Source organism: Nocardia salmonicida (assembly GCF_036142455.1).
GTDB classification, from domain to species: Bacteria; Actinomycetota; Actinomycetes; order Mycobacteriales; family Mycobacteriaceae; genus Nocardia; species Nocardia salmonicida.
The window spans coordinates 2713622-2738699 of record NZ_CP108014.1 but is presented as its reverse complement, the minus strand read 5'-3'; the positions used below and the strand labels follow the sequence as shown (position 1 = coordinate 2738699).

Genomic DNA, 25078 nt, shown 5'->3' with positions numbered 1-25078 from the left:
AGCATCCACGGTTCACTCTTTCCCGAGGTCGAGTAGTCGGCGCGCGATGATGTTGCGCTGGATCTCGGCAGTGCCGCCGTAGATCGTCGCGGCGCGCGAGTACAGGTATTCCGCGCGCAACGGCGAATCGGCGAGCTCGATGACACCGGGCGACAGGTCGCGGATGGTGTCGAACAACTGCTGCTCGGCGGTGGCGAGCAGCACCTTGTCGATGGAGGTCTCCGGCCCGAGTTTGCCGCCCGCGGCCAGGCGCTCCTGCGTCGCCAGCGACCGGCAGCGGATGGTGTGCAGGGCGAGATAGGCGGCACCGAGGTCGGCGTCGTCGCCCGCGTCGCCGCCGGGGGTCTGGGCGAGCAGTTGGTCGAAACGCGTGTAGAGATAGGCGATTCGGTGCCAGAAACAGGTGGAGCGTTCGTGCGGGAGCAGATCCATCGCGACCCGCCAGCCGTCGCCCGGTCGCCCGAGCATGCGGTCGGCGGGGACGACGACGTCGTCGAAGTAGACCTCGGCGAACTCGTCGATGCCGTGCATCGTCCGCAACGGCCGCACGGTGATACCGGGGGAGTCCATGTCGACGAAGAACGCGGTGATCCCGTCGTGGCCGATTCCGGTGCGGGTCAACAGGACACAACGCGCCGAGTACTGGGCAAGGCTGGTCCACACCTTCTGCCCCGAGACCACCCAATGGTCACCGCGGGGTTCGGCCCTGGTACTCAGTGAGGCGAGATCGCTGCCGGAGCCGGGTTCGGAGAACCCCTGGCACCACTGCTCACGACCGCTGAGCAGCCGCGGCACCATCTGCGCCGCCAATTGCGGTGTGGCGTAGGAGATCATCGTCGGCGCGAGCACCTCGATCATCGAATAGATGCCGGGCTCGGCGAGGTCGCGGGTGGCGACCTCCTCGCCGAGGATCGCGCGCAGCACCGCAGGCCCGCCGAGGCCGCTCACCTCGGCGGGCCAGCCGTACCGCATCCAGTCCGCGTCGTAGAGCGCGCGCCGGACTCTGGCCAGTTGCGCGACCTGCGCGTCGAGCGAGTGGTCCGTGCCTGCGGACAGGTCGTTGTCGTCGAGCCAGGACCGCAGGCCGGCCCGAAAATCGGTGCGGTTCACGCACTCGGTCGTTCGAAGGCGTGCGGGCGGCCGGAATCGTGGTCGCCGTTGCGACGGATGAAGGTCATGGCCCTGGTGCGCAGCCGCCAGCCCTCGTCGGTGCGCGCGTAGGTGTCGCTGTAGTAGCCGATGCGCATGTCGTGGGTCGACTGGTCGATGAAGCACAGCGGCTGGGTGCCGCTGGCGGTGTCACCGTCGAGCTCGAGCGCCGGAGTTCCGGTGAGGAACAACCCCTTCGGCGCGGCGGCGACGAGATCGGGGAACTCGTCGAGCGGATAGGTGTCGCCGAAGGCGCTGTAGTTGCCGTCGGGGGTGAACACCGAGATCAGGCCCTCGATATCACCTTTGGTGATGGTGACCGCATACCGTGCGAGCAGCTGTTCGAGCTCGATCACGTCGTCATTTCTGGACAAAGACTTTCCCGCCTTTCATCACGAACCGCACCCGTTGGGTGACGGTGATGTCTTGGAGTGGGTCGCCGGGGACCGCGATGATGTCGGCGAGCAGTCCCTCGGCCAGTCGGCCGCGGTCGGTGACATCGATCAACTCGGCGGCCGTGATGGTCGCAGCGCGCAGCACATCCAAGGGGCTCATGCCACGGTCGACGAGCGCGACCAGCTCGTCGGCGTTGCGGCCGTGCGGGATCGCGGGGGCATCGGTGCCCACCGCGATCTTCACCCCGGCCTTGTAGGCCGCCAGCACCGACGTGCGGGCGCGCGGGAACATCTGGGCCGCCTTGGCCTGGAGTTCCGGTGGCGCCTTGGACACATCCATGGCGTCGGCCAGTCGGGTGGTGGGCACCAGGTAGGTGCCGCGTTCGACCATCAGCGCGATGGCGTCGTCGTCGATCAGGAAACCGTGCTCGATGCAGTCGATTCCGGCTTCGACGGCAGCGCGCACCGCGTCGGCGCCATGGGTGTGCGAGGCGACCCGCAACCCGCGCCGATGCGCCTCGTCCACGATCGCCCGCAGTTCCTCGGACGAATAGTGTTGCGCCCCTGGCGCTCCGGTGAGCGACATGACCCCGCCGGAGACACAGACCTTGATCAGCTGCGCGCCGTGCTTGATCTGGTACCGGACCGCCTTGCGCACCTCGTCGACACCGTTGGCGATGCCCTCCTCGATGCTCAGTTCCAGCACATGCGGCGCGAACGCGGCGAACATCGTCGGATCGAGATGTCCGCCGGTCGGGGTGATCGCGTGCCCGGCGGGCACGATGCGCGGGCCGTCGACCCAGCCCGCGTCGATGGCCTTGCCGAGCGCGACGTCGAGCAGATAGCCGCCGGTCTTGACGAACAATCCGAGGTTGCGCACGGTGGTGAACCCGGCCCGCAGCGTGCGGCGGGCGTTGCCCACCGCGCGCATCATCCGCAGCGGCGGATCATCCTGAACGCTGGAGCCCAGCCCGGTCTCGCCGCGCCCGCCCATCAGGAGATTGACCTCCATGTCCATCAGGCCGGGCAGCAGGATGGCGTCACCGAGGTCGATGATCTCGCCCTCGGGGGCACCGCCGACACCGACGATCCGATCACCGTCGATCCGGATCACTCCAGGTCGGACGATCTCGCCGGTGTCGATGTCGAGATACCCGGCGGCCAACAGCGTCAGCATGATCAGACCACCGGCTCCCGGATCAGGTGGACCATGGCGGCGCCGGAGTCGGGCACCCGCGCCTGCTTCCAGACCTCGATCGGGAAGGATACGTTCACCAGCGACTGCATCAGGTGCAGCAGCGCGCGGGCGTCATCGGGCAGGTCGTCGAGCGGGAACTTGTCGCAGTAGGCGATCGCGTCCTCCAGGCGGGGGAAAGCGATGTCGTAGAACTCCTGCATCGCCGGCATGCTCGAGGCGAGACGCTTGGCGTAGCGCTCCGGCTCGGTGGGCAGCACCCAGTCGGCGAACCGCTCCAGATCGGCGAATTCAGCGGGCAGCAGTGGCATCTCGGTACTCCTTGACCTTGTCCTTGGCGACCTTGTGCAGGTGGCGCAGCAAGATCTCCTGATCGTTGAGGGGGAACTCGGACACGATGCGAGTGGCCAGCATCGTCTGGGTGGCTTCCAAGGTGTTCGCGTCCTGCAACGCGTACTCCTTGAAGGTGACCGCGGCCAGCTCCTGGCCCAGGCGTTCGCGCGCGGTCTTCGGGGGCACGAAGTACAGGTTCGCCTCGAAGATGTGCTTGTCCACCGCGGTCGGCCAGTAGTGGTAGGTGAGGTACCAGCCGGGCTCCCAGAACAGCAGCGACATGTTCGGGAAGATCTCGAACTCGTCGACGCCCCAGGCCCGGTGGCGGGCGGGGTTGATCCCCTCCGGCAGCGAATCCAGGCCCTCGATATCGGGCTTGTCCCACGGTCCGAACAGACCGCTGCGCAGCACGCGCTCGATCGGCTTGACCATGTTCAGGTCCTTGGGCGGGGCCATGCCGCCCCACGAGGAGATCATCGAATGCGGACTCTGCAACTCGTAGTGCAGTGCCTCGTAGCCGACGCCGGCCAGCTTGTCGGCCTCGTCCTTGACCGCCTGCTTCATGTGCAGGATCGGCGCGTGATAGAACTCGGCGAAGGCATCGATGAACAGCTTCCAGTTGCTGCCGATCTCGGCCCGGTAGCTGTAGACCTCGGTGAACTCGTGGAACGGATACCCCTCGACGCCGGTGACGAGCGTGCCGAGGTACTCGGTGAGCGGCGGTGCGTCCTCGTCGAGGTTGACGAAGATGAACCCCTCCCACACCTCGCAACGCACCGACTTGAGACCGTAGAGCTGCTTGTCGAGGTCGAAGAACTCCTTCTCCTGCTGAACGAAGTTCACCTCGCCTTCGAGGCTGTAGCGCCAGGCGTGGTACTTGCAGGTGAACTGGCGGCACGTACCCGAGGTTTCCTCGTTCGGGAAGTCGTCCCAGACCAGCTTGTTGCCGCGGTGGCGGCAGATGTTGTGGAACGCCCGCACGACCTCGTCGGTGCCCTTGGCGATGATGAGCGAGGTGCCGACCGAGGGCAGTTCCCTGGTGAAGTAGCTGCCGACGCGCGGAAGTCGTTCGACGCGACCGATATTGAGCCAGGTCTTCTTGAAGATGGCGTTGCGCTCGTCCTCGTAGAAGTCCGGGTCGATGGAGTCGGTGTAGTCGACCGGCTCGGTGCCGAGCTCGGGATAGTGCTCCGTCCAGCTACCCGCGGTCGGTTTGGTGAAGTGGGACAAGGGGTTACCTTTCCGTTTGTTCGACTTCGACGCCGAAGGTGTTGAAAGCCATGGCCAACATGCCGTAGCCGCCGACTGTGAAGACCAGATCCATGCACTGCCGCTCGTCGAGGTGCGCGCCGAGGGCGGCCCAGGTCGCGTCGGACAGGTTCGATGTCGTATCGAGTTCGTCGGTCGCGTCGAAGATCACGCGGTCGAACTCGGTGGTGGGGGTGCCGCCCTGCGCCGCCGCGATATCGGCGGCTGTCACGCCGGACTCGCCGGCCATCTCCACATGGTGGGCCCATTCGTAGGCGCAGCCGCGTCGATGGGCGACGCGCAGAATCGCCAGTTCGCGTACCCGCGCCGGCAGCGTCGACCGGAACAGCAGGTGCACACCGAGACTCAGGTAGGCCTTGGTCAGGTCGGGGTGGCGGACCAGTGTGGCGAGTGCGTTTCCGGCGCCTGCCGGGTTCTGCCGGTCCCGGGGGAGCAGACCGGACAGGGCGCGCTGAACCTGCTCGTCCCATCGGTCCGCCGGCAGCGGGGGTAGGCGCATACGTCCTCCTCTCGATTCGGAGAATCACATTCTCACATTTGAACTGTAAGATTTCCACGGGTTGGTCGGATAGTCAACGAATCATTGATTCTCGCTGAGAGAGAAGCTAGTTTTCATTGAGAGAGAGCGATGTTAACCTCAGGAAGGGAGATCCACCATGACCGCAGTGCCACTGCGTCCCGGTGATCAACTCGCGAGCACCGTCTGCGGTACGAGGGTCGTCGTGATCCGGGTACCGGCCAACCGGACGCCCGCAATCGCTTGCGGCGCGAGTCCGATGGTCCCCGCGGCGAGCGCCCGGCCTGTCGTAGCCGACGGCACGCCGGTCACGTTGATCGGCAAGCGGTATGTGGACGCCGAAGAGCACGTCGAGGTGCTGTGCATCGCGGCGGGCGCGGGCGCGCTGAGCTGCGACGGCGAGCCGATGACGGTCAAGGCGGCCAAAGCGCTGCCTGCCTCGGACTGATGGGGGATTCGACATGTCCGGCGGGATGAGTTTCGCGCTGAGCGAGGATCAGCAGTTGATCCGCGACTCGGTCGCCGAGCTGATGAAGAAGTTCGACGACAAGTACTGGATGGAGCGCGATCAGGCGCACGAGTTCCCGACGGCGTTCTACGACACGATCGCGGCCGGCGGGTGGCTCGGCATCACGATCCCGGAGGAGTTCGGCGGGCACGGTCTAGGGATCACCGAAGCGTCGCTGTTGCTCGAAGAGGTCTCCCGCTCCGGCGGCGGGATGAACGCCGCCAGCGCGATTCATCTGTCGATCTTCGGCATGCATCCGGTGGTGGTGCACGGATCCGAGGAGCTCAAGCGCCGGACCCTACCGCGCATTGTCAGCGGTGATCTGCACGTGTGTTTCGGGGTCACCGAACCGGGCGCGGGCCTCGACACCACCCGGATCAGTACCTTCGCCCGGCGCGAGGGTGATCACTACGTGGTCAACGGGCGCAAGGTGTGGATCTCCAAGGCCATGGAGTCGGAGAAGATCCTGCTGCTCACCCGCACCACCCGCTACGACGACGTCACGAAGAAGACCGACGGGATGACGCTGTTCCTCACCGATCTCGACCGCACCAAAGTCGAGATCCGGCCGATCGCCAAGATGGGCCGCAACGCCGTCACCTCGAACGAACTGTTCATCGACGATCTGCGGATTCCGGTCGAGGATCGGGTCGGCGAAGAGGGAATGGGCTTCAAGTACCTGTTGGACGGACTGAACCCCGAGCGGATGCTGATCGCCGCCGAAGCGCTCGGCATCGGCCGGGTCGCCCTCGACAGGGCCGTGCGCTACGCCGGTGACCGCGAAGTCTTCGGCAGACCGATCGGGATGAACCAGGCCATCCAGTTCCCCCTTGCCGACTCGCTGACCCATCTCGACGCCGCCGAGCTGGTCCTGCGCAAGGCCACCTGGCTCTACGACAACGGCCAGCCGTGCGGTCGCGAGGCGAACACGGCCAAATATCTCTGCGCGGAAGCGGGTTTCACCGCCGCCGATCGCGCGCTGCAAACCCACGGCGGGATGGGTTACGCCGAGGAGTACAACGTCGCCCGCTACTTCCGCGAGGCGCGCGTGATGAAGATTGCGCCGATCAGTCAGGAAATGATCCTGAACTACCTGGGATCGCACACGCTGGGAATGCCGAGGAGCTACTGAATGACTGACAAGACAACACTTTTCGATTTGACCGGTCGATCGGCCCTGGTCACGGGTGCGGCAGGCGGCATCGGCGCCGCGGTCGCGCGGGCCTTGGCTACCGCGGGCGCCGCGGTGCTGGTCACCGATGTCGACGGCGCCGCCGCGGCCGTGGTCGCGGAGAAGATCGTGGCCGAGGGTGGCGTCGCCCGCAGCGCGGCCCTCGACGTGCGCGACAGAGCGTCCGCGGATGTCGCCGTCGCGGCGGCGGCCGAGCTGGCCGGGGGAGTCCTGCACATTCTGGTGAACAACGCCGGCGTGACCGATCCCGCCATGTTCGCCCAGACCACCGAGGAATCGGTGCTGCGACTGCTCGACATCCACCTGCTCGGTACGTTCCGCTGCACCCAGGCCGCGCTGGCGAAACTGGCGACCGACGGAACCGGCCGGATCATCAACGTCACCTCCTCGGCAGGCATCGTCGGCACGCTCGGCCAGGTGAACTACTCCGCGGCCAAGGCGGGGATCATCGGCGTCACGAAATCCCTGGCGCGCGAGCTCGCCCGCAAACAGATCCTGGTGAACGCGCTCGCCCCGCTGGCAGCCACCCCGATGACCAGCACCCTGCGCACCGACGAGAAGTTCTCCGCGCAGATGTTGAACCGAATCCCGTTGCGGCGCTGGGCGGAACCGGACGAGGTGGCGGGCGCGTTCGTGTTCCTCGCCTCGGATGCGGCCTCCTTCGTCACCGGGCAGGTGCTGCCGGTCGACGGCGGCATGGTGATGTGATGGCCGCACACGCGGCGACGGACCCGGCGCCGTTGGCCGGTGTCACCGTGGTGGCGCTGGAACAGGCGGTATCCGCGCCGATGTGCACCCGCACCCTGGCTGATCTCGGGGCGCGGGTGCTGAAGATCGAGAACCCGGACGGCGGTGATTTCGCACGCCACTACGACGATGTGGTCGACGGCCTCGCGGCGCACTTCGTCTGGGTCAATCGGGGCAAGGAATCGGTGGCGCTGAACCTGAAATCGTCGGCCGGAATGGAAGTGCTGCACCTGCTGCTCGACCACGCCGACGTGCTCGTTTCCAACCTGGCCCCCGGCGCGACTGCTCGGCTCGGCATCACACCCACCGACCTGGCGCAACAGCATCCCGACCTGATCGCGGTCGAGATCGACGGTTTCGGCGCCGGTGGTCCACTGTCGGGCAAACGCGCGTACGACCTGCTGGCACAGGCGGAATCAGGGGTGTGCGCCGTCACCGGGCTACCGGGCGCGCCCGCCAAACCCGGTCCACCGGTCGCCGATGTCTGCGCCGGTCTGTACGCGGCGATCTCGATTCTGGCCATGCTGTCGGCGCGAGATCAGCGCGGTCGCAGGGGTGCGGCGGTCAGTGTCAGCCTGTTCGACACGATGGCCGAGGTGATGGGCTACCAGCTCACCTACACCCGGCACTCCGGTATCGATCAGCAGCCACTCGGCATGAGTTCGCCCGCGGTGGCGCCCTACGGCGCGTACCCGACCGGTGACGGGCAGACCGTGGTGCTCGGCACCACCAATGACGGGGAATGGCAACGGTTCGCGCGCGAACTGCTGGGGCGAGAAGACCTCGCCGTCGATCCGAGGTTCCGGACCAATCCCGACCGGGTTCGCCACCGCGAGGTACTCGACGCCGAGATCGGCGCCTGGTGCGCCCGCCACGACCTGGCCTTCCTCCAGCAGGCCGCCGACACCGCGGGCATCGGCAACGCCCGCTACAACACCCCGAGCGAAGTGCTGGTCCATCCCCAGTTGACCGACCGTGATCGCTGGCGCCGGATCGACACCCCGGTCGGCCCGATCCCGGCGCTGCTACCGCCGCCGATCATCACCGGGTTCGACCCGCCCATGGGTGCGGTGCCCGCGCTCGGCGAACACACGAACGCCGTGCTCGCCGAGTTCGGTCTCACCGATGACGAGATCGGACTGCTGCGCCTGCACGGTCTCATTACGTCGGCCGTGCCCTGATGACGGTGGGGGACAAGGACAGTGACGGGCTCGACGAGCAGGTACTGCTGTCCGAAGATCGGAACGGGGTGCGCACGCTGACCCTGCATCGCCCGCGTCGCAAGAACGCGATCAACCGGGAACTGTGGGCGGCGCTGCGCGTGGCGCTGGATGCGGCGGGCCGTGATCGCGGCGTCCGCGCGCTCGTGCTCACCGGTGCGGGCGGGGAGTTCTGTTCGGGTGCGGATATCTCCACACCCGACCCCAGTCATCCGATCCACAAGTTGCGCGCGCTCACCGAGGTCGCGCTGCTGCTGCACGAGTTGCCGATTCCCACCATCGCCAAGGTGCGCGGGGTGGCGGTCGGGGCGGGCTGGAATCTGGCACTGGGCTGCGATCTGGTGGTCGCGGAACCGGATTCGCGGTTCTCGCAGATCTTCACCCGCCGCGGGCTGTCGCTCGATCTCGGCGGGTCCTGGCTGCTGCCCAAACTCGTCGGGCTGCAGCAGGCCAAGCGGCTGGCGCTGCTGGCCGAGACGATCGACGCCGCGCAGGCGCACGCGCTGAACCTGGTGACCTGGGTCGTCGCGGAGCCGGAGCTCGATGCCTTCGTCGTCGAGCTCGCCGAACGGCTTGCCGCCGGACCGCCGGTCGCGCTGGCCCAGACCAAGGCGCTGCTGAACGAGGGCGCCGACCGCACCCTGCGCGACGCACTGGCCAATGAGGCTCGCGCACAGGGGGTCAACTTCGCGACCGCTGACGCACCGGAGGCGTTCGCGGCATTCGCCGCCGCCAGGGAGCCGGAGTTCACCGGCCGCTGGGCGCTCGCCCGGCAGGCCGAACCAACCATGACTAGTTCGAATGGAGAGCGCGATGCGTGAGGTAGTAGTGGTCGAAGCGGTGCGCACGCCGTGGGGCAAGCGCAACGGTGGCCTGTCGGGGATCCATCCGGCGGACCTGTCCGCGGTCGTGCTCAACGCACTGATAGAGCGCACCGGGATCGACCCGGCCGTCATCGATGACGTGATCTGGGGCTGTGTTTCCCAGATCGGTGACCAGTCGAGCAATATCGGACGGTACGCGGTGCTGGCCGCCGGGTGGCCGGAGAGCATTCCCGGCACGACGGTGAACCGGGCCTGCGGCTCGAGCCAACAGGCCGTCGATTTCGCTGTGCAGGCGGTGATGTCGGGTCAACAGGATGTCGTCGTGGCGGGCGGGGTGGAGGTGATGAGCCGGGTTCCGCTGGGTTCGGCGAAAGCCGGCGGATCTCCGTATGGTCCGAAAGCCCTTGCGCGCTACCCGGACTTCTCGTTCAACCAGGGCATCTCCGCGGAGCTGATCGCTCAGAAGTGGGGTCTGACGCGGCATCGGCTCGATGAGTTCGCCTCACTCTCGCACGAGCTGGCCGCCGCCGCCCAGGATCGAGGCGCGTTCGACGCACAGCTCGTGCCCGTCGATACCGAGGGCGCCACGGTGACCGCCGACGAAGGCGTGCGCCGCGGGACGAGCCCCGAGACCCTCGCCAGGTTGAAACCAGCCTTTCAGGACGACGGGGTCATCCACGCGGGCAATTCCTCCCAGATCTCCGACGGTGCCGCCGCCGTGCTGGTGACGACACCGGAGCGCGCCCGCGAGCTGGGGGTGACGCCGCTGGTGCGTTACCGCGCGGGCGCGGTCACCGGTGCCGACCCGGTGCTCATGCTGACCGGTCCGATCCCGGCGACCGAGAAGGTCTTGCGCAAAGCAGGTCTGGATCTGTCAGAGATCGGCGTCTTCGAGGTGAACGAGGCGTTCGCGTCGGTACCGCTGGCCTGGCTCGCCGAAACCGGCGCCGACCCGCAACTGGTCAATCCGCTCGGCGGTGCCATCGCGCTGGGTCATCCGCTCGGCGGTTCGGGAGCGGGCCTGCTCGCCCGGATGGTTCATCACATGCGCGACAACGGAATTCGCTACGGCCTGCAGACGATGTGCGAGGGCGGCGGCACCGCCAACGCCACCATCGTCGAACTGGCAGCCTGACCACAAGGAGACATCGGTGCGCCGAGACATCTACACCGAGGACCACGAAGCTTTCCGCGGGCTGGCCAGGGAATTCATCGAGAAGGAGATCGCACCCCACTACGCCGAGTGGGAAAAGGCCGGGCAGATGCCGCGAGAGATCTTCGAAAAGCTCGGTGCGCTAGGTATTCTCGGCGTCGCGATCCCGTCGGCGTACGGGGGAGCGGGGCTGCGGGACTATCGCTACAACGCCGTCCTGCAGGAGGAAGCGGCCCGCGCGCTGGTGACCCTGAGCACGGTGCGCACCCAACTCGACGTCATCCTGCCCTACTTCCTGGAATACGCCGACGAGCAGCAACGCGAACGCTGGTTTCCCGGTCTCGCGAGCGGCGCGTTGCTCACCGCCATCGCGATGACCGAACCGGGCACCGGCTCCGATCTGGCCGGAATGCGCACCTCTGCCGTTCGCGACGGCGACGACTATCTGCTCAGTGGCGCGAAGACTTTCATCACCGGCGGCCTGCTCGCCGACCTGGTGATCGTGGTGGCACGGACCTCGACCGACCCGGACAACCGGCGCGCGGGTCTGACACTGCTGGTGGTCGAGGACGGCATGCCCGGATTCGAGCGCGGGCGGGTGCTCGACAAGATGGGCTGCAAGGTGCAGGACACCGTCGAGTTGTCGTTCGACCAGGTCCGAGTCCCCGCGGCGAATCGACTCGGGGTCGAGGGCGCGGCTTTCGGCTACCTCGGCAACAATCTGTCGCAGGAACGGATGACGGTCGCCGTCGGCTCGGTCGCCCAGGCGCGGGCCGCGATCACCGCGACGATCGACTATGTCAAAGAGCGCAAGGCCTTCGGGAAACCGGTCTCGTCCTTTCAGAACACCAAGTTCGAACTCGCCGCGATGTCGGCGGAACTCGAGGCCGCGCAGACCATGGTGGATCGTGCCGTCCTCGACCTGGTGGCGGGCGAACTGTCCGGCCCCGACGCCGCCCGCGTCAAATTGTTCACCACCGAAATGCAAGGCCGGGTGGTCGATCGCTGCCTGCAACTGTTCGGTGGCTACGGCTATATGACCGAGTACCCGATCACACGGCTCTACACCGATGCGCGGGTGGCCCGCATCTACGCCGGAACCAGCGAGGTCATGAAGGTGATCATCGCCAAATCCCTCGGTCTGTAAGGGATGAGCGGATCTGCCCCACGACCACCGTAGTCGTGGGGCAGATCCCGCTGACCGAGAATGTCACCGGCGCGCGATCACACATTCCTCGATGAAGGACATGACCTTGAGGTGATACGCGGTCGCCGAGTGCCCCATGCTCAGGTTGTGGCCGCTGTCGGCTTGCTCGTTGAGCACTACGCGCGGCGCGGACGTGAACAGGGCGGCGACCTCACCCAACGCGATCGGGTCGGTGCGCCATACCCTCTCGTAGGCGCCCACGGTGAACTGGACCGGAACGCTGACGTTCGCGGCGAGGCGCGCGAAATCGTGCGTCGCCCACCGCGGCATCACGGTGGCTTCATAGGCGGGGCCGGGTGACGCGATCGCCGCACCGCCGAAGATCTCGGTGGGATACAGATGGCTGGGCTGCCAGAGCAGTTCGCGCAGGCGGTCGCCTCGACCGGGTCCCCCTGCCGTCAGGCTACTGAGGGCATCGGGATGGTGTTCTCGGCCGGTGCCCGCCAGTTCGATACCGAGCAACGTCGCGCCGCGCTCGTCGGCGGCCATGCGCACAGCCAACTCGCACCCGGCCGAATGCGCGAGGACGAACAGACCCGCACCGCGGGGCCGCGTCCCGAGTATCCGCTCCACGACGGCATAGGCGAGGTCGACGCGTCGGGAGGCCGGTGCGATTTCCCTCGCGTGCGGTGCCGAACTGCCGTAGCCGGGGCGGTCGATCGCGAGCACGGTGAACCCGAGCGCGGGTGCGGTCCGCAGCAGCGACAGTCGGGGATGGCCGGGGCAGTCGAAGTAGGCGGAGGTGGTCACGCCCCCGTGCACCGCGACGATGACGGCACGAGGATCGGCGGCCTCGGCCAGCAGCGCAGACATCGGGACACCGTCGATATCGACGGTGTGGGAGCTGATCGGGACGTCGTGCGGCAGCCGCACCAGATCGGACCCGGTACTGGTCATAGCTTCGGGTCACTTTCGCAGAGGGTGGGCACGACGGTGAGATGGCCGGCCTCCGCCGAGACCAGTACGGCGCAGGCGGCGATCGTCATGTCGGGCAGCACCGCCTTGGCGTAATGGAAGAAGCTCGCGCGCAGGCGCTGTGCGACGGTGACGTCGCCGTTTGTCGGCGATGGCGATGGGGGATGCATCTCGATCATGGAGACTCTCCATTCAATATGGGAGAACCCTACTCTCGCGCCGGTTTTGCGCGCAAGAGAGCGCAATGACATGCGGTTAGGGTTGCCGGAAGAGGGCATTTCCGCTTCATTGAAGCTGCGGTAGTGTCGGGTTGCGACACCGCAATGTGATCGAATCGGGGCCGCTATCAGAAAGCATTCTCTAATATGAGAATGAGATTACCATCTAGGTCGGGAGAGCACGATGCCGTTGATCGCTTCGGTCGGTACCTATCTGCCGTGCTGGGGTAACGCCGAAAAGCGCGTACCCGGTGACGACGAGGACGCGATCACGCTCGCGGTCGAGGCGGGTCGGGCCGCGATCGCCGCCGGGTTCGGGGTGGAACACGTCGTGCTGGTCAGCCGGGATCTCCCGCTGCTGGAAGGCGGCAACGCCGCGGTGCTGCTGGCGGGACTCGGCTTGGATTCCGAACTCGAGGTGACCGAGCGCCTCGGCGGCGCACCCGCCACCCTGGACGCCCTCGGTTCGGCGCGGCCGCGGACTCTGGTGATCGGCGTCGACCTCGATCCAGCTGGTGCGGCCGCCGCGGTCACGGGCGAACGGGGGTTACAGGTGCGGACCGTGGCGCGCGTCGCACGGAGCCTGCCGGTCCGGGCTCGCTATGCCACCGGCGTCGTGCACGACTACGGCGACCCCCGACTGTTGCGTGAACGTGGACTACTCGGGTCACTGGCCGCCTCCTGGCTCGACACCCCCGTCGCGGTGGCAGGCGTCGATCACGAACAAGCCGCCGACCTGTGTGTCGGTACCCCGCCGCCGCTGCCGACGTTGGGCGCGAGTTCTGGACTGTTCGCGCTGGCGGCGATGGTGGATGCGGGGCAGGCGGGCCCGCTGGTCGGCGTGGAGCAGGGGAGTCTGTCCGCTGTCACGGTCGCGGCGGGCCTGGTGCCGGTACATCGGCACGAACCGGAGCCGCGCGGGAAACCCCTGGCCACGTTCGTGCCCGGCGCCGACATCCCGATCTCCCTGGCCGCCTACGAGCGCGCCTTCGAGGCGAAAGTGCGCTGGGCCGCCGGTCGGCACGCCGACACCGACGAACTGGATTTCCCGCCCCGATATCGGGTCGACGACGACGGTGCGCTGCGCACCGACTACACCCTGGTGCCGTTGCCCCGGACCGCCGTCGTCTACACGTCGGTGACGGTGCATGTGCCGGTGCCAGGGCTGAAGACGCCGTATTCGCTGGTCATCGTCGAACTCGACGAGGTCGGTGTGCGCGCGCTGGTGAAGGTGACCAGCGCCGAACCGGGTTCGGTGGCCATCGGCGACCGCGGCCGCATGGTGTTGCGGCGGGTGGCTGTGCGGTCCGGAGTGCCGGACTACGGCTACGCCTTCGAACCGGAAACCCTCGAACGACAGGAGTCGGCAGCATGAGAAGAGTTGCCATCGTCGGCGCCGGAATGACGCCCTTCGCCGAGCATTTCGCGCTCGGTATCAAAGATCTGGTGCCGATGGCCTTCGCCGATTGCGCGCGCAGCATCGACAAGGGCTTGCGCAAGTCCGATATCCAGGCCGCCTGGTTCGGCGAGCTCGGGACCGCCGACGGGTTCGCCTCCGGCATTCTCGCCGACACCCTCGGCCTGCCCGACATTCCGGTGACCCGCGTCGAAAACGCCTGTGCAACTGGGCACGACGCGGTCCGCAACGCCCTGCTCGGCATCGCCTCCGGCGCCATCGACGTCGCCCTGGTGGTCGGCGCGGACAAGCTGCGCGAGTCGGCGTCCAAGGACATGCTGTGGGAGTGGGAGGCGATGACCCGCGACATGGCCTGGGACTATCCGCTCGGGCTGGTCGCCCCTGCCGGGTTCGCGCTGCACGTGGCCAGGTATCTGCACGAATCGCCTGCCACCCGCGAGCACATGGCCATGGTCGCGGTGAAGAATCATAAGCACGGTGTTCGAAATCTCAAGGCGCGGTTGCGCTTCGAGATCAGTATCGAGGAAGCCCTCGCGGCCCCGACGGTGGTCACCCCGTTCGGACTCTACGATTGCGCGCCGCAGAGCGACGGAGCGGCAGCTCTCGTGCTGGCCGCCGAGGACGTGGTGGATCGCTACACCGACCGCCCGGTGTGGATTCGCGGGGTGGGCCTCGGCATGGATTCGGTGATGCACCAGCACAAGCGGGACATGACGACGTTCCCCGCCACGGTCCGCGCGGCCAAGCAGGCTTTCGGAATGGCTGGGTTGACGCCGTCGGACATCGATGTCGCCGAGGTGCACGACTTCTTCACCGGCATCGAGCTGATGAGCTACGAGGATCTCGGGTTCGCCGACCGGTTCGAGGCCCACAAGCTCGTCGAAGCGGGAGTCACCAGCGTCGGCGGCGCACTGCCGGTGAATCCCAGCGGCGGCTTGAAGTCGAAGGGGCACCCGCCGGGCGCCACCGGCGTCGCTCAGTGCGTCGAGCTGTTCGAGCAGTTGCGCGGCGACGCGGTGAACCAGGTCGATCGAGCGCGCATCGGCTTGGCGCATTCGATCGGTGGTCCCACCGCGGTGGCGGCTGTGACGATCCTGGCCGGGCCGGACACGCGCGACGCGTCTCAGCCGTAGACGATCCGTCCGTCGACGACGGTGGCCGCGATCGGTGGGCTGGGCAGGATCGCGGCCACATCCCCGGGTGCCACCGCCAAGAGCGTCAGATCGGCGACCTCGCCGGGTGCGACGGTGCGCGGCGATGCAGGCCGTTCGGGTCGGCCGAAGAACAGGCCGACCGCCGATCGAAGTGAAAGACGCTCTGCCACATCGCGACCCGAATCCCGGTTGACGGCGGCGTGGATGAGCCGCCAGGGGTCCGCGCCACCGAACGGTGCGTCGGTGCCCGCGGCCACACCCACCTTCGCCGTCAGCAGGGACCCGAGCCGCCACAGATCCGGACGATCCTGGGTGGACACCTCACGCCGATACTGGTCACCTCGTTCGACCAGGAAATGTGGCTGGGTCACTACCGGTACCCGGTTCGCACGCAACCACGCCATCGCCTCGACCGGAATGATCGCACCGTGCTCGATGCGATCGCCGAGACGTACGCCTGCGGCGTCGAGGGCGGTCATCGTCAGAATCAGTTGGACCCTGGTCACACAATGCACGGCCACCGATCGGTCCGCGGCGTGGATCTCGCGGAGGCGAGCGATGAACTGATCGAGGGTCGGCAGGGCCGTGTCGTCGAGCAGAATCTTGGTCGGCCCCAGGGAGAACCGCAGGATCCCCGGGGAAGTGATGGCGGGCGGTGCCATGCAATGAACTCGTTGCTGAATGCGGCCACTGGCCACATCACGGGCGAAATCATCGATATCGGTTTGCCGCAGGCCGGGGGTAGCGTCGGTGACGCCGGTGATCCCCAGTGCCGCAGCGCGCGCGCTGACCGTGGTGAGATCGACGGGCCGGGTGGCGATCTGGGCACCGAGCCAGGCATCCATCCGCCAGAGTCGGCCGTTGACCCGGCCGTCTAGGTCGCGTTCCACCCCTGGCTGTGTGCAGCGCTCCAGCTCTACCGCTGCGCAGGCAGGCGAATTGAGCGTCCAGAGGGCACCGGAGCGATGTTGGATACGGACCGGCCGCCCCGGGATCAAGCGATCGAGTGCCCACCGGTCCAACTCCCCAGCTGCCGACTCGTGGTAGCCGACGCCGCGGATCCACACTCCCTTCGGCAATGTCGCGTCCGCCTGCCGCAGCCGAACCGCCAGATCGTCGACGGTGTGGATCGCCAGGGGGTCGAGCTGGAGTGAATCGGCGGACGCGGCCAGGGAACGCAGGTGCACATGGTGGTCGTGCAGGCCGGGCAGCAGCCACCCGCCGTCCGCGTCGATGTCGTCCTCGCCGGGAAGCGGTCGTAGCCCGGTTCCACATTGGGTGATCGACCTACCGTGCCACCGAACATCGGTGTGTTCGGTCCCGAATATCCGAGCTCGTCGGATGAGCATCAGGCATCACCCGGCCACAGTGGCGCGGGTGCGGCGACGGTGCTGCGTCGTTGTGTCGGTGCGCATTCCACGATCCACTCGTCGCCGTGTCCGCGGACCGAATGAGGTCCGTGCGTGATCGGCGGCGCGGCCGCGAAAGCCGCCGCCGTGGCTTGCATGGACAGGTCGATCAGCACGCCACCACCGCTGTGGCGTGCGCAGGCCACCGCCAGCGCAGCGCAGACACCCGAGAGCGGATCGGCGATCGCGTCAGCGCAGAAGACCGGCTCGCCCTCGTGGCGCCCGACCAGGCCGCCCGCTACCGCGGCGTCGTCACCGAAGGCCACCCGCATCGGTTCGGACCGGCCGTAGCCGGTGAGGCTCAACCAGATCTGCCCGCCGCGGTGCGGGCGGTCCTCGGGTGCGAGGCCGACTTGAGCCAACGCCCGTGGGCGGGACGCCTCGAGCACGATGTCGGCGGAATCGAGCAGTTCTCCCAAGGCTTTTCGGCCCGCCTCGGAGCGGAAGTCGATGGTGCGGAATTCATGTCCGGCGTGCAGCCAGTCGAAGAACCGGGGATCACCGACGCGGGCGCCGTCGGGCCGGTGCGCACCCTCCACCTTGATCACCCGCGCTCCGGCCAGACCGAGTATTCGCGCGCACAGCGGACCCGCCCACATCGATGACAGATCGACGACAACGACACCACGCAGCGATCGCGCGGCGACCGGTTCGGCGATGCGAGAAACGCTCCACGGCAGCACTTTTCGCGGCATAGTGAGCACAGATGCCGGAACGCCGAGCAGTTGCGCTCGTTGTACCAGGTCGACCGCCGATGACCGTGCCGCTGCCGCCTCGAGCGCGGTCCACGGATCTCCGTCGACGATCCCACCGAGAATCGCGGGGACGGCGTCGATGTCGTCGGGGCGGCTCAGCGTCAGGGCGCACCAGCCGTCAGTGGTACGAAGCAGCCTGCTCATGCCGTTCGTCGACCTGCGCCCCGCTCGCCGCAGTCCCGCTCGCCGAGCCCTGCCGGTCAACGCGACCGCCGGGTCGAGGTCGACGCGGTCGCCGAGGTCGTCGGTGATCCACGACAGCGCCCGCAGCGCTGCGCGCAACAGGCTGAAGGCAGGCGCGGGGGACAGGACCGGTGCGGCGTCGTGGCCGGTCAGCGCCATCGCACCGGAACCCGCCCAGGCCAGCACAGGGCAGTCCAGCTCGGCGGGAAAGTCGTCGGGGACGGTGTGGGTGGTCAGGGTGCGGATCCACTCGTCTACCACCGCGTGTGGTGTTCGGTTGTCCGCCTGGGGATCTGATCGCACGTCAGCGCTCCGCATCGGCCACCTGATCGATCAGGCCCCAGTTCAGTGCCGTAGAGGCATCGAGTCGCTGTTCGGTCAGCATCAGCCATGCGGCGCGCCAGCGCCCGATCCGGCGCGGCACGCTGACGGTGCCGCCCGCGCCGGGTATCAAGCCCATCCGCACCTCGGGGAAACAGAAGGACGTATCCGGGGTCGCGGTGACCGTTCCCGCGAACGCGGCGATTTCGGCACCCGCACCGATGCACGGACCGTTGGCGCGGACGACGAGACGGTCGGCGATCCGATCGAGCGCCCGCCACGGTGCGTGATCGAGTCGCACCAGATAGGCGGCGACTATGTCTGTCGCCGAGCCGAATTCGGCCAGATCACCACCGCTGCAGAACACGGGGCCCTCGCCACTGAGTTCGACCGTCGCGATGCTCGGGTCCGCGACTGCCACCTGCGCGGCGGCGAGAAGTTCCTCCCGAAGCCGCGTGCCCAGCGCATTGCGACGCTGCGGGTGATCCAGCACGATCGACAGGTGGTCCGCGCTGCGCCGCAGTCGAACCAGAGGGCGATCGGTAGCGGGTGCGGGCTCGGCGGGCCCGCGTTCGACGAGCCATCGAGCGAATTCGGGGCCGGCGAGCAGCATCGAGTAGGCCGCGGCCTCGGCGGCCAGCGCGGGCGTGGTGTCGCGTTCGATGCTCGCGCGAAGCAGATGGCCGCAGACGAGCGCGGCCCGCGGCGATCGAGCGACAGCGGCACGCAACGACGCAAGGGCGGCATCGATGTTCGCCACGCAGACCACCTCCGAACGGAGGGCCGAGGTCGGCCGGTCGGTCAAGGTCAGCGTGGTGGCGGCCAGGATGGGCCAGACGGTCACGGAAGGTGGTCGCCGCAGGACCCCGACGACGAGCGACGTCGACTCCCGGATTCGAGCGGCCGCCGCCAGCACCGACTCGGGGGACGCAGCGCCGAGGTCGTCGAGTTCGAGCACGACGAGCGGTCTGGTCGGCGCTCCTGAATGCGAGAGCGCGAGCCCGTCGTCCAGCAGCGGATCGATCATCGACTCGGCTGCCGGTCGGCGAGGGTGCGTCGGACATGGAACTTCTGCACCTTGCCGCTCGCGGTCCGTGGAAAGTCCTCGACCTGGTGCAGTTCCTCGGGCCACTTCTGTTTGGCGACACCGGCCCGGTCGAAATGTGCCCGCATCTCGTCGATGGTCGGCAGCAGCTGGCCCGTGCGCAGCCGCACCACGGCGGCGGCGTGTTCGCCGAGGCGGGCGTCGGGCGCGGCGACGACGACCGCCTCCGCGACCGCGGGCATGGTCAGCAAGATCTCCTCGACCTCGAGGGCACTGATGTTCTCGCCGCCGCGGATGATGATGTCGGCCTTGCGATCGGTGATGGTGAGGTACCCGTCCGCATCGAGTTCGCCGATATCGCCGGTGTGGTACCAGCCGTCGGCGTCGAAGGCTGCGGCGGTCAGGGCGTCGTCGGTGTAGCCGAGGCACAGTTCCGGTCCGCGACTGAGGATTTCGCCGTCCTCGGCCAATCGGATCTCCACGCCGGGTAGGACGTCGCCGTCGGTGAACAGACGTTTGTCCGATGCGGCGGTGACCCGTGACCCGGTGATCGAGGGGTGTTCGGTGCTGCCGTAGGAGCGGAAGACCGTGATGCCGAGATCGTCGAGCCGGCGCGTGACCGCCGCGGGCACCGATGACCCACCCAAACCCGCGTACTTCATCCGGGGCAGATGCGCGTCGGAGAAATCGGGATGGTCGAGCAGGCTGGTGACGAAGTACGTCGCGCCGCCGCCGACGGTGAGTCCGTCGCTGTGCATCAGCGCCAGGACGAGCTTCGGATCCCACACATCGGTCAGATTCACCGGTGACCCGTCCAGCACCGGAATCAGGAAGGCGTTGACCATGCCGATGAAGTGCCCGACGGGGGCCGCGGTGAGTTGTTTACCGCGTGCGGGCGGGTACCAGGCGGCCAGCTGCCGGGTTTCGTGACCGAGAGTTTCGTGGCTGTGCACCACGCCTTTGGGCGCGCTGGTGGTCCCCGAGGTGAAGGCGATCAGCGCGGGGCCCGCCGGATCGGTCGCCAGGAACCCGGGCATCGGATCATCGGCGAGCAGCTCGTCGAAGTCGCGTCCCACGACGCCGACGATCGGGATGTCGGCGCAGAGATCGGCCTGGTACTCCAGGCGCCCGAACCGCTCGGCCGTGATGAACACCCGTGGCGCGACCGCCTCGAGAATGTAGGTGAGTTCCTTGCGGCCGTAGAAGTGCACGATGGGCACCACCACAGCGCCCAGGAAGGCCGAGGCCCAGAAGGTTGCCGCGGCCTCCATCCAGTTGGGCAGTTGGAACGCCACGACGTCGCCGGGACCGACTCCGCGAGCACGCAGGCCGGCGGCGAGACGCCGAGCCCGATGCTCGACCTCGCCGAAGGTGCCCGACCAGGGGCGCTCGGCCGAGTGCACCCGGAACTCGGTGTCCGGTGCGGCGGCGAGACCGCGCGTGAGCAACTCGCCGATCGATTCGCCGGTCCACCACCCTTGTGTTCGGTAATGCTCGATCAAGTCGGCGGGAATGCTGCGCACGTGAGACTCCAATGCCCGATCCGAGGTCCTGCGGCGATTATGTTATTCTCTGAAATCAAGAATGACAATCTCGCGATGGGAGAATCTCAGATGGTCGACCTCGAGTTGGATGAGGGTGTCGCGGTCGTCACGATCGATCGACCACAGGCCCGCAACGCCATCGCGCCGAGCACCATGGACGAGCTCGACGACGCGCTCGACAAGGCGAAAGGCGCGCGCGCCCTGGTCATTCGAGGGTCCGGTGACCGCGCGTTCGTCTCCGGCGGCGACCTGAAAGAACTGAGCGCGCTGCGCACCGAGGAACAGGCCGCCGCGATGGCGTGGCGGATGCGGTCGATCTGCGACCGGCTGGCGAATTTCCCCGCCCCGGTGATCGCCGCGCTGAACGGGCACGCGCTCGGTGGCGGTGCCGAAGTCGCTGTCGCCGCGGACATCCGGATCGCCGCCGACGACATCAAGATCGGATTCAACCAGTCCGCCCTGGCGATCATGCCCGCCTGGGGTGGGGCCGAGCGGCTCGCCGCCCTGGTCGGCAAGAGTCGGGCATTGCTGCTCGCGGGTGCCGGGACCATTCTCGCGGTGGCCGAGGCCGAGCGACTGGGGCTGGTGGACCGGGTGCTGCCACGGGCCGATTTCGAGGCGGGCTGGCGCGCGACGGCCCGATCGCTGGCGACCGCGCAGGCCGGCGAGATCAAGCGAGTCGTCGCCGGGGTGTCGGCACAGGAGGCCGTCGACGCCTTCGCTCGGTTGTGGGTGGCCGATGAGCACTGGGTCGCCGCCGACGCGGTGCTCACTCGGCGCACCTAGCCCACGATCACCCGTCGGCGGGCAGAAACGGAACAAGCGCGGCCTCGGCGGGCACCGCGAACGAGTTCAGGGCCATCGCGAGCATCGTGTACGTGCCGACGACGAACACCAGATCCATCAGCTGGTGTTCGTCGAACTCGGTCGCCAGGGCGTTCCAGGTGTCCTCGCGCACCACGCCGTCGGCGAGCAGTTCGTCGACGGCGGTCAGCAACCGCCGATCGGTCGCCGACCACCCCGGTGCGGCCGGGCCCTCGGAGATCCGGGTGATCTCCTCGGGTCCCAGACCCGCGCCCTCGGCCAGGATCACGTGCTGTGCCCACTCGTAGCCGCACCGCCGGACCGCCGCCACCCGCAGCACGAGCAGCTCCCGCTGCCGGGCCGTGAGCGTGGAGCCGGACAGGAAGTGCCCGGTGAAGGTTAGAAACGGTTTCGCCAGCGCCGGATACCTGGCCAGGGTGCCCAGGAGATTGGCGCCGCTCTGGCGGCCGCCGGACGGCTCGGCCCCGGAGGCGGCCGCGGTGCGGAATCCGGCCAGGAAGGTGGTCATCTCGGTGGACCATTCCGCCGTCGGCAGCGGCGAGATGCGTGGCTGCGCGGGATCGTCGGTCGCGGTCATGTGTTGCGCCCGCCGTTGACGCCGATGACCTGGCCGGTGAGATAGCCGGCTTCCTCGCTGACCAGGAACGCGCACGTGGCGGCGACATCGGCGGGAGTGCCGATCCGGCCGACCGGGGTGCGCGCGATCTGGGCGTCGACGTCGATGAACCCGCGCTCCTCCGTTCGGCGCAGCATCGGTGTGTCGATGAAACCCGGCGGGATGGTGTTCACCGTGATCCCCCGCTTGGCGAATTCGAGCGCCAATACCTTGGTCAGGCCGACCACGCCGGACTTCGCCGAGACATAGCCCGCCAAACCGGCTGCGCCACTGTGGATACTCGACGACGAGATGTTGACGATGCGGCCCCAGCCCTGCTCGATCATGTCCGGGATCACCGCCTGACAGCAGTCGAACGTCCCCGTGAGATTGATCGCAAGGGCCCGGCTCCAGGCCGCCGCGGTGATGTCGAGGAACGGGCCGTCCAGGGTCAGTCCGGCGCTGTTCACCAACACCGTCGGGCGGCCGAGGCGCGCGCGTACTTCGGCGAGACCGGCATCGATGGCCGTGCGGTCGGTGACATCGACGGTCAGGCCGATGGCCTTGCCCCCGGCGTTCTCGATCTCCGCCGCTGCCGCCTCGGCCGCGGCACCATCGATGTCGAAGATGGCGACGAGAGCGCCGTCCGCGGCCAGCCGGGTACTGATCGCACCGCCGATCCCGGAGGCGCCGCCGGTGACAACGGCTGTGCGAGAACTCATGTGATCGCCTCCTCGCCCCGCAGGGTGGTGCGGTGCATTCGGCGAGGTTCGCGCCGGTCGAAGGCGCAGGCCCGGTGGACCAGGCCGCGGTTGTCCCAGATCACCAGGTCACCGACCGACCAGGCATGGCGCAGAACACGATCCGGGGCCGTGGCTCGCTCCTGGAGGTCGGCCAGCAACGCACCGCCCGCCTCGGTGTCCATGCCGAGAACGTGCGAAGCGGTCGCCCCGAAAACCAGTGAGCGACGCCCTGTTTCGTGCTTCCACACCAGCGGATGTTCACGGACCGTCCGCGAGGCCCACTCGCTCAGCTGTTCCGCGGTGGGTTCCGGGTAGGTCAGCCGCTGGATGGCCTCGAAGGTATGGACCACCCGCAGTCCGGCGAAATCCCGCTTCTCGGTGTCGGAAAGAGTGTCGTAAGCGGCGTAGGTGCTGGCGAACTCGGTCTCGCCGCCCTGGGTCGCGATCACGTGGGCACTGAGCATCGACGCCTTCGCCGGGATGGCGTCCAGCGCCCCGTCCAGGTGCCAGAAATCGTTGCTGGCGAAGTATTCGGCGTTCGGATTGTCCGGGTCGAAACTGATCTGCATGACATCGGGATTCGCGTAGAGCGGGAACTGCACCAGCTCGCCCAGGCGGCGACCGAACGCCGCCTGCGCCTCGTCGCCGATGTGCAGTTCGCGAAACAGCAGGACGCCGTGCTCCTCGAGAGCCGCCATGCACTCCGCGGGGACATCGGGGTCGGTCAGCAGCCGGTCGATGTCGGCGTCGAGCACTTCGACGCCGACGGTGTCGCTCAGCTTCTTCGTGGCAAGGGTTGGCATCGCGCTCCTCATTCCTCCGGCGGTGCGTACCCGAGTACGCCCTTGATCTCGAGGTAGTCGTGGAAGCCGAATTCGCCCCACTCGCGGCCGTTGCCGCTCTTCTTGTAGCCGCCGAAGGGAACCTCGAAGTCGAACCCGTCGTTGATCGAGACCGACCCCGCTCTGATCCGGCGGGCCACCGCACGCGCCTGCACCAGATCGGTGCCTGCGACGAAGCCGGCCAGCCCGTAGTCGGTGTCGTTGGCGATGTCGACGGCGTGATCGAGATCGTCGTAGCCCAGGATCGTCAGAACCGGCCCGAAGATCTCCTCGCGGGCGATGGTCATGTCGTTGGTGACCTCGGCGAAGACTGTGGGCCGCACGAAGTAGCCGGTGCTCAGGCCCTCCGGCCGCCCCGGCCCGCCCGCCACCAGTGTCGCGCCTTCGCCGATGCCCTTCTGGATCAGCGCCTGGATCTTGTCGAACTGCGCGCCCGATACCACGGGGCCGATGGCGAAATCACTCAGCGGATCACCGACGGTGACCCCCTCGGCCGCGCCACGGGCGACCTCGATCGCCTCGGCCATCCGTGAATGTGGCACCAGCATGCGCGAAGGCGCGCTACAGGTCTGGCCCGAGTTGAGCATCATGCTCACCACGCCCTTGCCGACGTTCTCGGCGAAGGCGTCGTCGTCGAGAATGATGTTGGGGCTCTTGCCGCCGAGCTCCTGGGTGACCCGTTTGACCCCGGCCGCCGCGTTGCGCGCGATGTCGATGCCCGCCCTGACCGACCCGGTGAAGGAGACCATGTCGACGTCGGGATGACTCGTCAGCGGCACGCCGACGGCGAGGCCGTCACCCTGCACCAGGTTGAACACCCCGGCGGGAACACCGGCGGCATCGAGGATCTCGGCAAAGATCTGCCCCGTGAACGGTGACAGTTCCGAGGGCTTGAGCACCATCGTGCAGCCGGTGGCCAGCGCCGGGAACACCTTCACCGCGATCAGGTTCAGCGGCCAATTCCAGGGAGTGATCAGAGCGCACACCCCGATCGGCTCCTTGACGATCAGCGAGGCGCCGCGCTGTTCGTCGAAGCGGAACCGCTCGAGAATGTCGATCGTGGTGCTCAGCTGGCCCGCCCCCAGATCCACCTGGAATCCGTTGGCCAGGGCGGCCGGTGCCCCCAATTCCTCCATCAGCGCCGCCCCGAGGTCGGGGGCGCGCTTCTGATATTCGGCGAGGACGGCGCGCAACAGCGCGATCCGTTGCGCGGGATCGGTGCTCGACCAGCCGGGGAAGGCGGCGCGCGCGGCGGCGACCGCGCGATCCACATCTGCCGCGGTGCCGACGGCCACGGTGCCGCACACCTGTTCGGTGGCCGGGTTCACCACATCCATGGTGTGCGGCTCGGCGGGGTCGATCCACTGTCCGTCGATATAGAACGTCAGATATTCACGCATGAT

At 67.8% G+C, this 25078-nt stretch carries 26 protein-coding genes; 10 read left to right on the top strand and 16 right to left on the bottom strand.

Annotated elements, in window-relative coordinates; translation table 11 throughout:
• Window positions 1-12: 12 nt before the first annotated feature.
• The 6 genes from OHS03_RS13025 to OHS03_RS13000 are packed head-to-tail and all read right to left on the bottom strand — an operon-like array spanning window position 13 to window position 4840.
• A complete protein-coding gene (locus OHS03_RS13025; protein WP_328662965.1) occupies window positions 13-1110 on the bottom strand; it encodes an acyl-CoA dehydrogenase family protein in 1098 nt (365 codons plus the stop codon).
• Entirely contained in the window at window positions 1107-1505 is a 399-nt protein-coding gene (locus OHS03_RS13020; RefSeq protein WP_396952615.1) for a nuclear transport factor 2 family protein, read from the bottom strand. The genes OHS03_RS13025 and OHS03_RS13020 overlap by 4 nt, the downstream gene beginning before the upstream one ends.
• A 4-nt stretch (window positions 1506-1509) precedes the next feature.
• Entirely contained in the window at window positions 1510-2721 is a 1212-nt protein-coding gene (locus OHS03_RS13015) for a metal-dependent hydrolase family protein (RefSeq protein WP_328662964.1), read from the bottom strand.
• Window positions 2722-2723: 2 nt separating this feature from the next.
• Window positions 2724-3050 carry a hypothetical protein gene (locus OHS03_RS13010; protein WP_328662963.1) on the bottom strand — a complete coding sequence of 109 codons (327 nt, stop codon included), beginning with the start codon at window positions 3048-3050 and terminating at the stop codon, window positions 2724-2726.
• Window positions 3031-4302 (bottom strand): aromatic ring-hydroxylating oxygenase subunit alpha, encoded by a 1272-nt coding sequence (locus OHS03_RS13005; RefSeq protein ID WP_328662962.1) that lies wholly within the window; start codon window positions 4300-4302, stop codon window positions 3031-3033. The genes OHS03_RS13010 and OHS03_RS13005 overlap by 20 nt, the downstream gene beginning before the upstream one ends.
• A gap of 4 nt (window positions 4303-4306) precedes the next feature.
• Window positions 4307-4840 (bottom strand): carboxymuconolactone decarboxylase family protein, encoded by a 534-nt coding sequence (locus tag OHS03_RS13000; RefSeq protein ID WP_328662961.1) that lies wholly within the window; start codon window positions 4838-4840, stop codon window positions 4307-4309.
• A 157-nt stretch (window positions 4841-4997) separates the two neighbouring features.
• Here OHS03_RS13000 and OHS03_RS12995 point away from each other — a divergent pair, with 157 nt between their 5' ends.
• Genes OHS03_RS12995 through OHS03_RS12965 form a run of 7 tightly spaced genes read left to right on the top strand, consistent with a single transcriptional unit; the run spans window position 4998 to window position 11649 of the window.
• A complete protein-coding gene (locus OHS03_RS12995; RefSeq protein WP_328662960.1) occupies window positions 4998-5306 on the top strand; it encodes a hypothetical protein in 309 nt (102 codons plus the stop codon).
• A 13-nt stretch (window positions 5307-5319) separates the two neighbouring features.
• Complete coding sequence (locus tag OHS03_RS12990) at window positions 5320-6498, top strand: acyl-CoA dehydrogenase family protein (RefSeq protein WP_328662959.1); 1179 nt, start codon at window positions 5320-5322, stop codon at window positions 6496-6498.
• Window positions 6499-7266 (top strand): SDR family NAD(P)-dependent oxidoreductase, encoded by a 768-nt coding sequence (locus tag OHS03_RS12985; protein ID WP_056809198.1) that lies wholly within the window; start codon window positions 6499-6501, stop codon window positions 7264-7266.
• Entirely contained in the window at window positions 7266-8486 is a 1221-nt protein-coding gene (locus OHS03_RS12980; RefSeq protein WP_328662958.1) for a CaiB/BaiF CoA transferase family protein, read from the top strand. Before OHS03_RS12985 ends, OHS03_RS12980 begins: the two co-directional genes overlap by 1 nt.
• The gene (locus OHS03_RS12975) at window positions 8486-9346 is read left to right on the top strand and encodes an enoyl-CoA hydratase/isomerase family protein (RefSeq protein WP_328662957.1); all 861 of its coding nucleotides are present in this window, start codon (window positions 8486-8488) and stop codon (window positions 9344-9346) included. The genes OHS03_RS12980 and OHS03_RS12975 overlap by 1 nt, the downstream gene beginning before the upstream one ends.
• The gene (locus tag OHS03_RS12970; protein ID WP_328662956.1) at window positions 9339-10484 is read left to right on the top strand and encodes a thiolase family protein; all 1146 of its coding nucleotides are present in this window, start codon (window positions 9339-9341) and stop codon (window positions 10482-10484) included. Before OHS03_RS12975 ends, OHS03_RS12970 begins: the two co-directional genes overlap by 8 nt.
• A 16-nt stretch (window positions 10485-10500) precedes the next feature.
• The gene (locus OHS03_RS12965) at window positions 10501-11649 is read left to right on the top strand and encodes an acyl-CoA dehydrogenase family protein (RefSeq protein ID WP_328662955.1); all 1149 of its coding nucleotides are present in this window, start codon (window positions 10501-10503) and stop codon (window positions 11647-11649) included.
• A 63-nt stretch (window positions 11650-11712) separates the two neighbouring features.
• Here the strand turns inward: OHS03_RS12965 and OHS03_RS12960 are convergent, their stop codons facing one another.
• Together OHS03_RS12960 and OHS03_RS12955 are read right to left on the bottom strand one after the other, a co-directional pair.
• A complete protein-coding gene (locus OHS03_RS12960) occupies window positions 11713-12606 on the bottom strand; it encodes an alpha/beta fold hydrolase (RefSeq protein ID WP_328662954.1) in 894 nt (297 codons plus the stop codon).
• Window positions 12603-12803, bottom strand: coding sequence for a hypothetical protein (locus OHS03_RS12955; protein ID WP_328662953.1), 201 nt, complete (start codon window positions 12801-12803; stop codon window positions 12603-12605). The genes OHS03_RS12960 and OHS03_RS12955 overlap by 4 nt, the downstream gene beginning before the upstream one ends.
• A gap of 223 nt (window positions 12804-13026) precedes the next feature.
• Between OHS03_RS12955 and OHS03_RS12950 the strand changes: the two genes are divergently transcribed.
• Together OHS03_RS12950 and OHS03_RS12945 are read left to right on the top strand one after the other, a co-directional pair.
• Window positions 13027-14217 (top strand): Zn-ribbon domain-containing OB-fold protein, encoded by a 1191-nt coding sequence (locus tag OHS03_RS12950; protein WP_328662952.1) that lies wholly within the window; start codon window positions 13027-13029, stop codon window positions 14215-14217.
• On the top strand, window positions 14214-15392 hold the full coding sequence (locus OHS03_RS12945; RefSeq protein WP_328662951.1) for a thiolase C-terminal domain-containing protein: 1179 nt from the start codon (window positions 14214-14216) through the stop codon (window positions 15390-15392). The genes OHS03_RS12950 and OHS03_RS12945 overlap by 4 nt, the downstream gene beginning before the upstream one ends.
• Here OHS03_RS12945 and OHS03_RS12940 read toward each other — a convergent pair.
• Genes OHS03_RS12940 through OHS03_RS12925 form a run of 4 tightly spaced genes read right to left on the bottom strand, consistent with a single transcriptional unit; the run spans window position 15383 to window position 20649 of the window.
• Entirely contained in the window at window positions 15383-16762 is a 1380-nt protein-coding gene (locus tag OHS03_RS12940; protein ID WP_328662950.1) for an amidohydrolase family protein, read from the bottom strand. The two genes, OHS03_RS12945 and OHS03_RS12940, sit on opposite strands and share 10 nt — an antisense overlap.
• Window positions 16762-18063 carry a CoA transferase gene (locus OHS03_RS12935; RefSeq protein ID WP_328662949.1) on the bottom strand — a complete coding sequence of 434 codons (1302 nt, stop codon included), beginning with the start codon at window positions 18061-18063 and terminating at the stop codon, window positions 16762-16764. Before OHS03_RS12935 ends, OHS03_RS12940 begins: the two co-directional genes overlap by 1 nt.
• A 1-nt stretch (window position 18064) precedes the next feature.
• Window positions 18065-19108 (bottom strand): enoyl-CoA hydratase/isomerase family protein, encoded by a 1044-nt coding sequence (locus OHS03_RS12930; protein ID WP_328662948.1) that lies wholly within the window; start codon window positions 19106-19108, stop codon window positions 18065-18067.
• Complete coding sequence (locus tag OHS03_RS12925; RefSeq protein WP_328662947.1) at window positions 19105-20649, bottom strand: AMP-binding protein; 1545 nt, start codon at window positions 20647-20649, stop codon at window positions 19105-19107. The genes OHS03_RS12930 and OHS03_RS12925 overlap by 4 nt, the downstream gene beginning before the upstream one ends.
• Window positions 20650-20739: 90 nt before the next feature.
• On the opposite strand from OHS03_RS12925, the gene OHS03_RS12920 reads away from it, so the two are divergent.
• Window positions 20740-21456 (top strand): enoyl-CoA hydratase/isomerase family protein, encoded by a 717-nt coding sequence (locus OHS03_RS12920; protein WP_328664207.1) that lies wholly within the window; start codon window positions 20740-20742, stop codon window positions 21454-21456.
• Window positions 21457-21463: 7 nt separating this feature from the next.
• Here OHS03_RS12920 and OHS03_RS12915 read toward each other — a convergent pair whose 3' ends face one another.
• From OHS03_RS12915 to OHS03_RS12900, 4 genes are read right to left on the bottom strand one after another with little or no spacing between them, the layout of a single operon-like run.
• Window positions 21464-22072, bottom strand: coding sequence for a carboxymuconolactone decarboxylase family protein (locus OHS03_RS12915; RefSeq protein ID WP_328662946.1), 609 nt, complete (start codon window positions 22070-22072; stop codon window positions 21464-21466).
• Window positions 22069-22812 (bottom strand): 3-oxoacyl-ACP reductase FabG, encoded by a 744-nt coding sequence (gene fabG / locus OHS03_RS12910; protein WP_056809170.1) that lies wholly within the window; start codon window positions 22810-22812, stop codon window positions 22069-22071. Before fabG ends, OHS03_RS12915 begins: the two co-directional genes overlap by 4 nt.
• The gene (locus OHS03_RS12905) at window positions 22809-23636 is read right to left on the bottom strand and encodes a TauD/TfdA dioxygenase family protein (protein ID WP_328662945.1); all 828 of its coding nucleotides are present in this window, start codon (window positions 23634-23636) and stop codon (window positions 22809-22811) included. The genes fabG and OHS03_RS12905 overlap by 4 nt, the downstream gene beginning before the upstream one ends.
• Window positions 23637-23644: 8 nt before the next feature.
• Window positions 23645-25075, bottom strand: coding sequence for an aldehyde dehydrogenase family protein (locus OHS03_RS12900; protein WP_328662944.1), 1431 nt, complete (start codon window positions 25073-25075; stop codon window positions 23645-23647).
• Between the last annotated feature and the right edge of the window lie 3 nt (window positions 25076-25078).

Excerpts from the sequence above, each read along its gene's own strand:
- OHS03_RS13015 (WP_328662964.1), bottom strand. The coding sequence starts at position 2,721 with ATGCTGACGCTGTTGGCCGCCGGGTATCTCGACATCGACACCGGCGAG.
- OHS03_RS13010 (WP_328662963.1), bottom strand. The coding sequence starts at position 3,050 with ATGCCACTGCTGCCCGCTGAATTCGCCGATCTGGAGCGGTTCGCCGAC.
- OHS03_RS13000 (WP_328662961.1), bottom strand. The coding sequence starts at position 4,840 with ATGCGCCTACCCCCGCTGCCGGCGGACCGATGGGACGAGCAGGTTCAG.
- OHS03_RS12995 (WP_328662960.1), top strand. The coding sequence starts at position 4,998 with ATGACCGCAGTGCCACTGCGTCCCGGTGATCAACTCGCGAGCACCGTC.
- OHS03_RS12990 (WP_328662959.1), top strand. The coding sequence starts at position 5,320 with ATGTCCGGCGGGATGAGTTTCGCGCTGAGCGAGGATCAGCAGTTGATC.
- OHS03_RS12985 (WP_056809198.1), top strand. The coding sequence starts at position 6,499 with ATGACTGACAAGACAACACTTTTCGATTTGACCGGTCGATCGGCCCTG.
- OHS03_RS12980 (WP_328662958.1), top strand. The coding sequence starts at position 7,266 with ATGGCCGCACACGCGGCGACGGACCCGGCGCCGTTGGCCGGTGTCACC.
- OHS03_RS12975 (WP_328662957.1), top strand. The coding sequence starts at position 8,486 with ATGACGGTGGGGGACAAGGACAGTGACGGGCTCGACGAGCAGGTACTG.
- OHS03_RS12970 (WP_328662956.1), top strand. The coding sequence starts at position 9,339 with ATGCGTGAGGTAGTAGTGGTCGAAGCGGTGCGCACGCCGTGGGGCAAG.
- OHS03_RS12960 (WP_328662954.1), bottom strand. The coding sequence starts at position 12,606 with ATGACCAGTACCGGGTCCGATCTGGTGCGGCTGCCGCACGACGTCCCG.
- OHS03_RS12955 (WP_328662953.1), bottom strand. The coding sequence starts at position 12,803 with ATGATCGAGATGCATCCCCCATCGCCATCGCCGACAAACGGCGACGTC.
- OHS03_RS12950 (WP_328662952.1), top strand. The coding sequence starts at position 13,027 with ATGCCGTTGATCGCTTCGGTCGGTACCTATCTGCCGTGCTGGGGTAAC.
- OHS03_RS12945 (WP_328662951.1), top strand. The coding sequence starts at position 14,214 with ATGAGAAGAGTTGCCATCGTCGGCGCCGGAATGACGCCCTTCGCCGAG.
- OHS03_RS12940 (WP_328662950.1), bottom strand. The coding sequence starts at position 16,762 with ATGCTCATCCGACGAGCTCGGATATTCGGGACCGAACACACCGATGTT.
- OHS03_RS12930 (WP_328662948.1), bottom strand. The coding sequence starts at position 19,108 with ATGATCGATCCGCTGCTGGACGACGGGCTCGCGCTCTCGCATTCAGGA.
- OHS03_RS12920 (WP_328664207.1), top strand. The coding sequence starts at position 20,740 with ATGGTCGACCTCGAGTTGGATGAGGGTGTCGCGGTCGTCACGATCGAT.
- OHS03_RS12915 (WP_328662946.1), bottom strand. The coding sequence starts at position 22,072 with ATGACCGCGACCGACGATCCCGCGCAGCCACGCATCTCGCCGCTGCCG.
- fabG (WP_056809170.1), bottom strand. The coding sequence starts at position 22,812 with ATGAGTTCTCGCACAGCCGTTGTCACCGGCGGCGCCTCCGGGATCGGC.
- OHS03_RS12905 (WP_328662945.1), bottom strand. The coding sequence starts at position 23,636 with ATGCCAACCCTTGCCACGAAGAAGCTGAGCGACACCGTCGGCGTCGAA.
- OHS03_RS12900 (WP_328662944.1), bottom strand. The coding sequence starts at position 25,075 with ATGCGTGAATATCTGACGTTCTATATCGACGGACAGTGGATCGACCCC.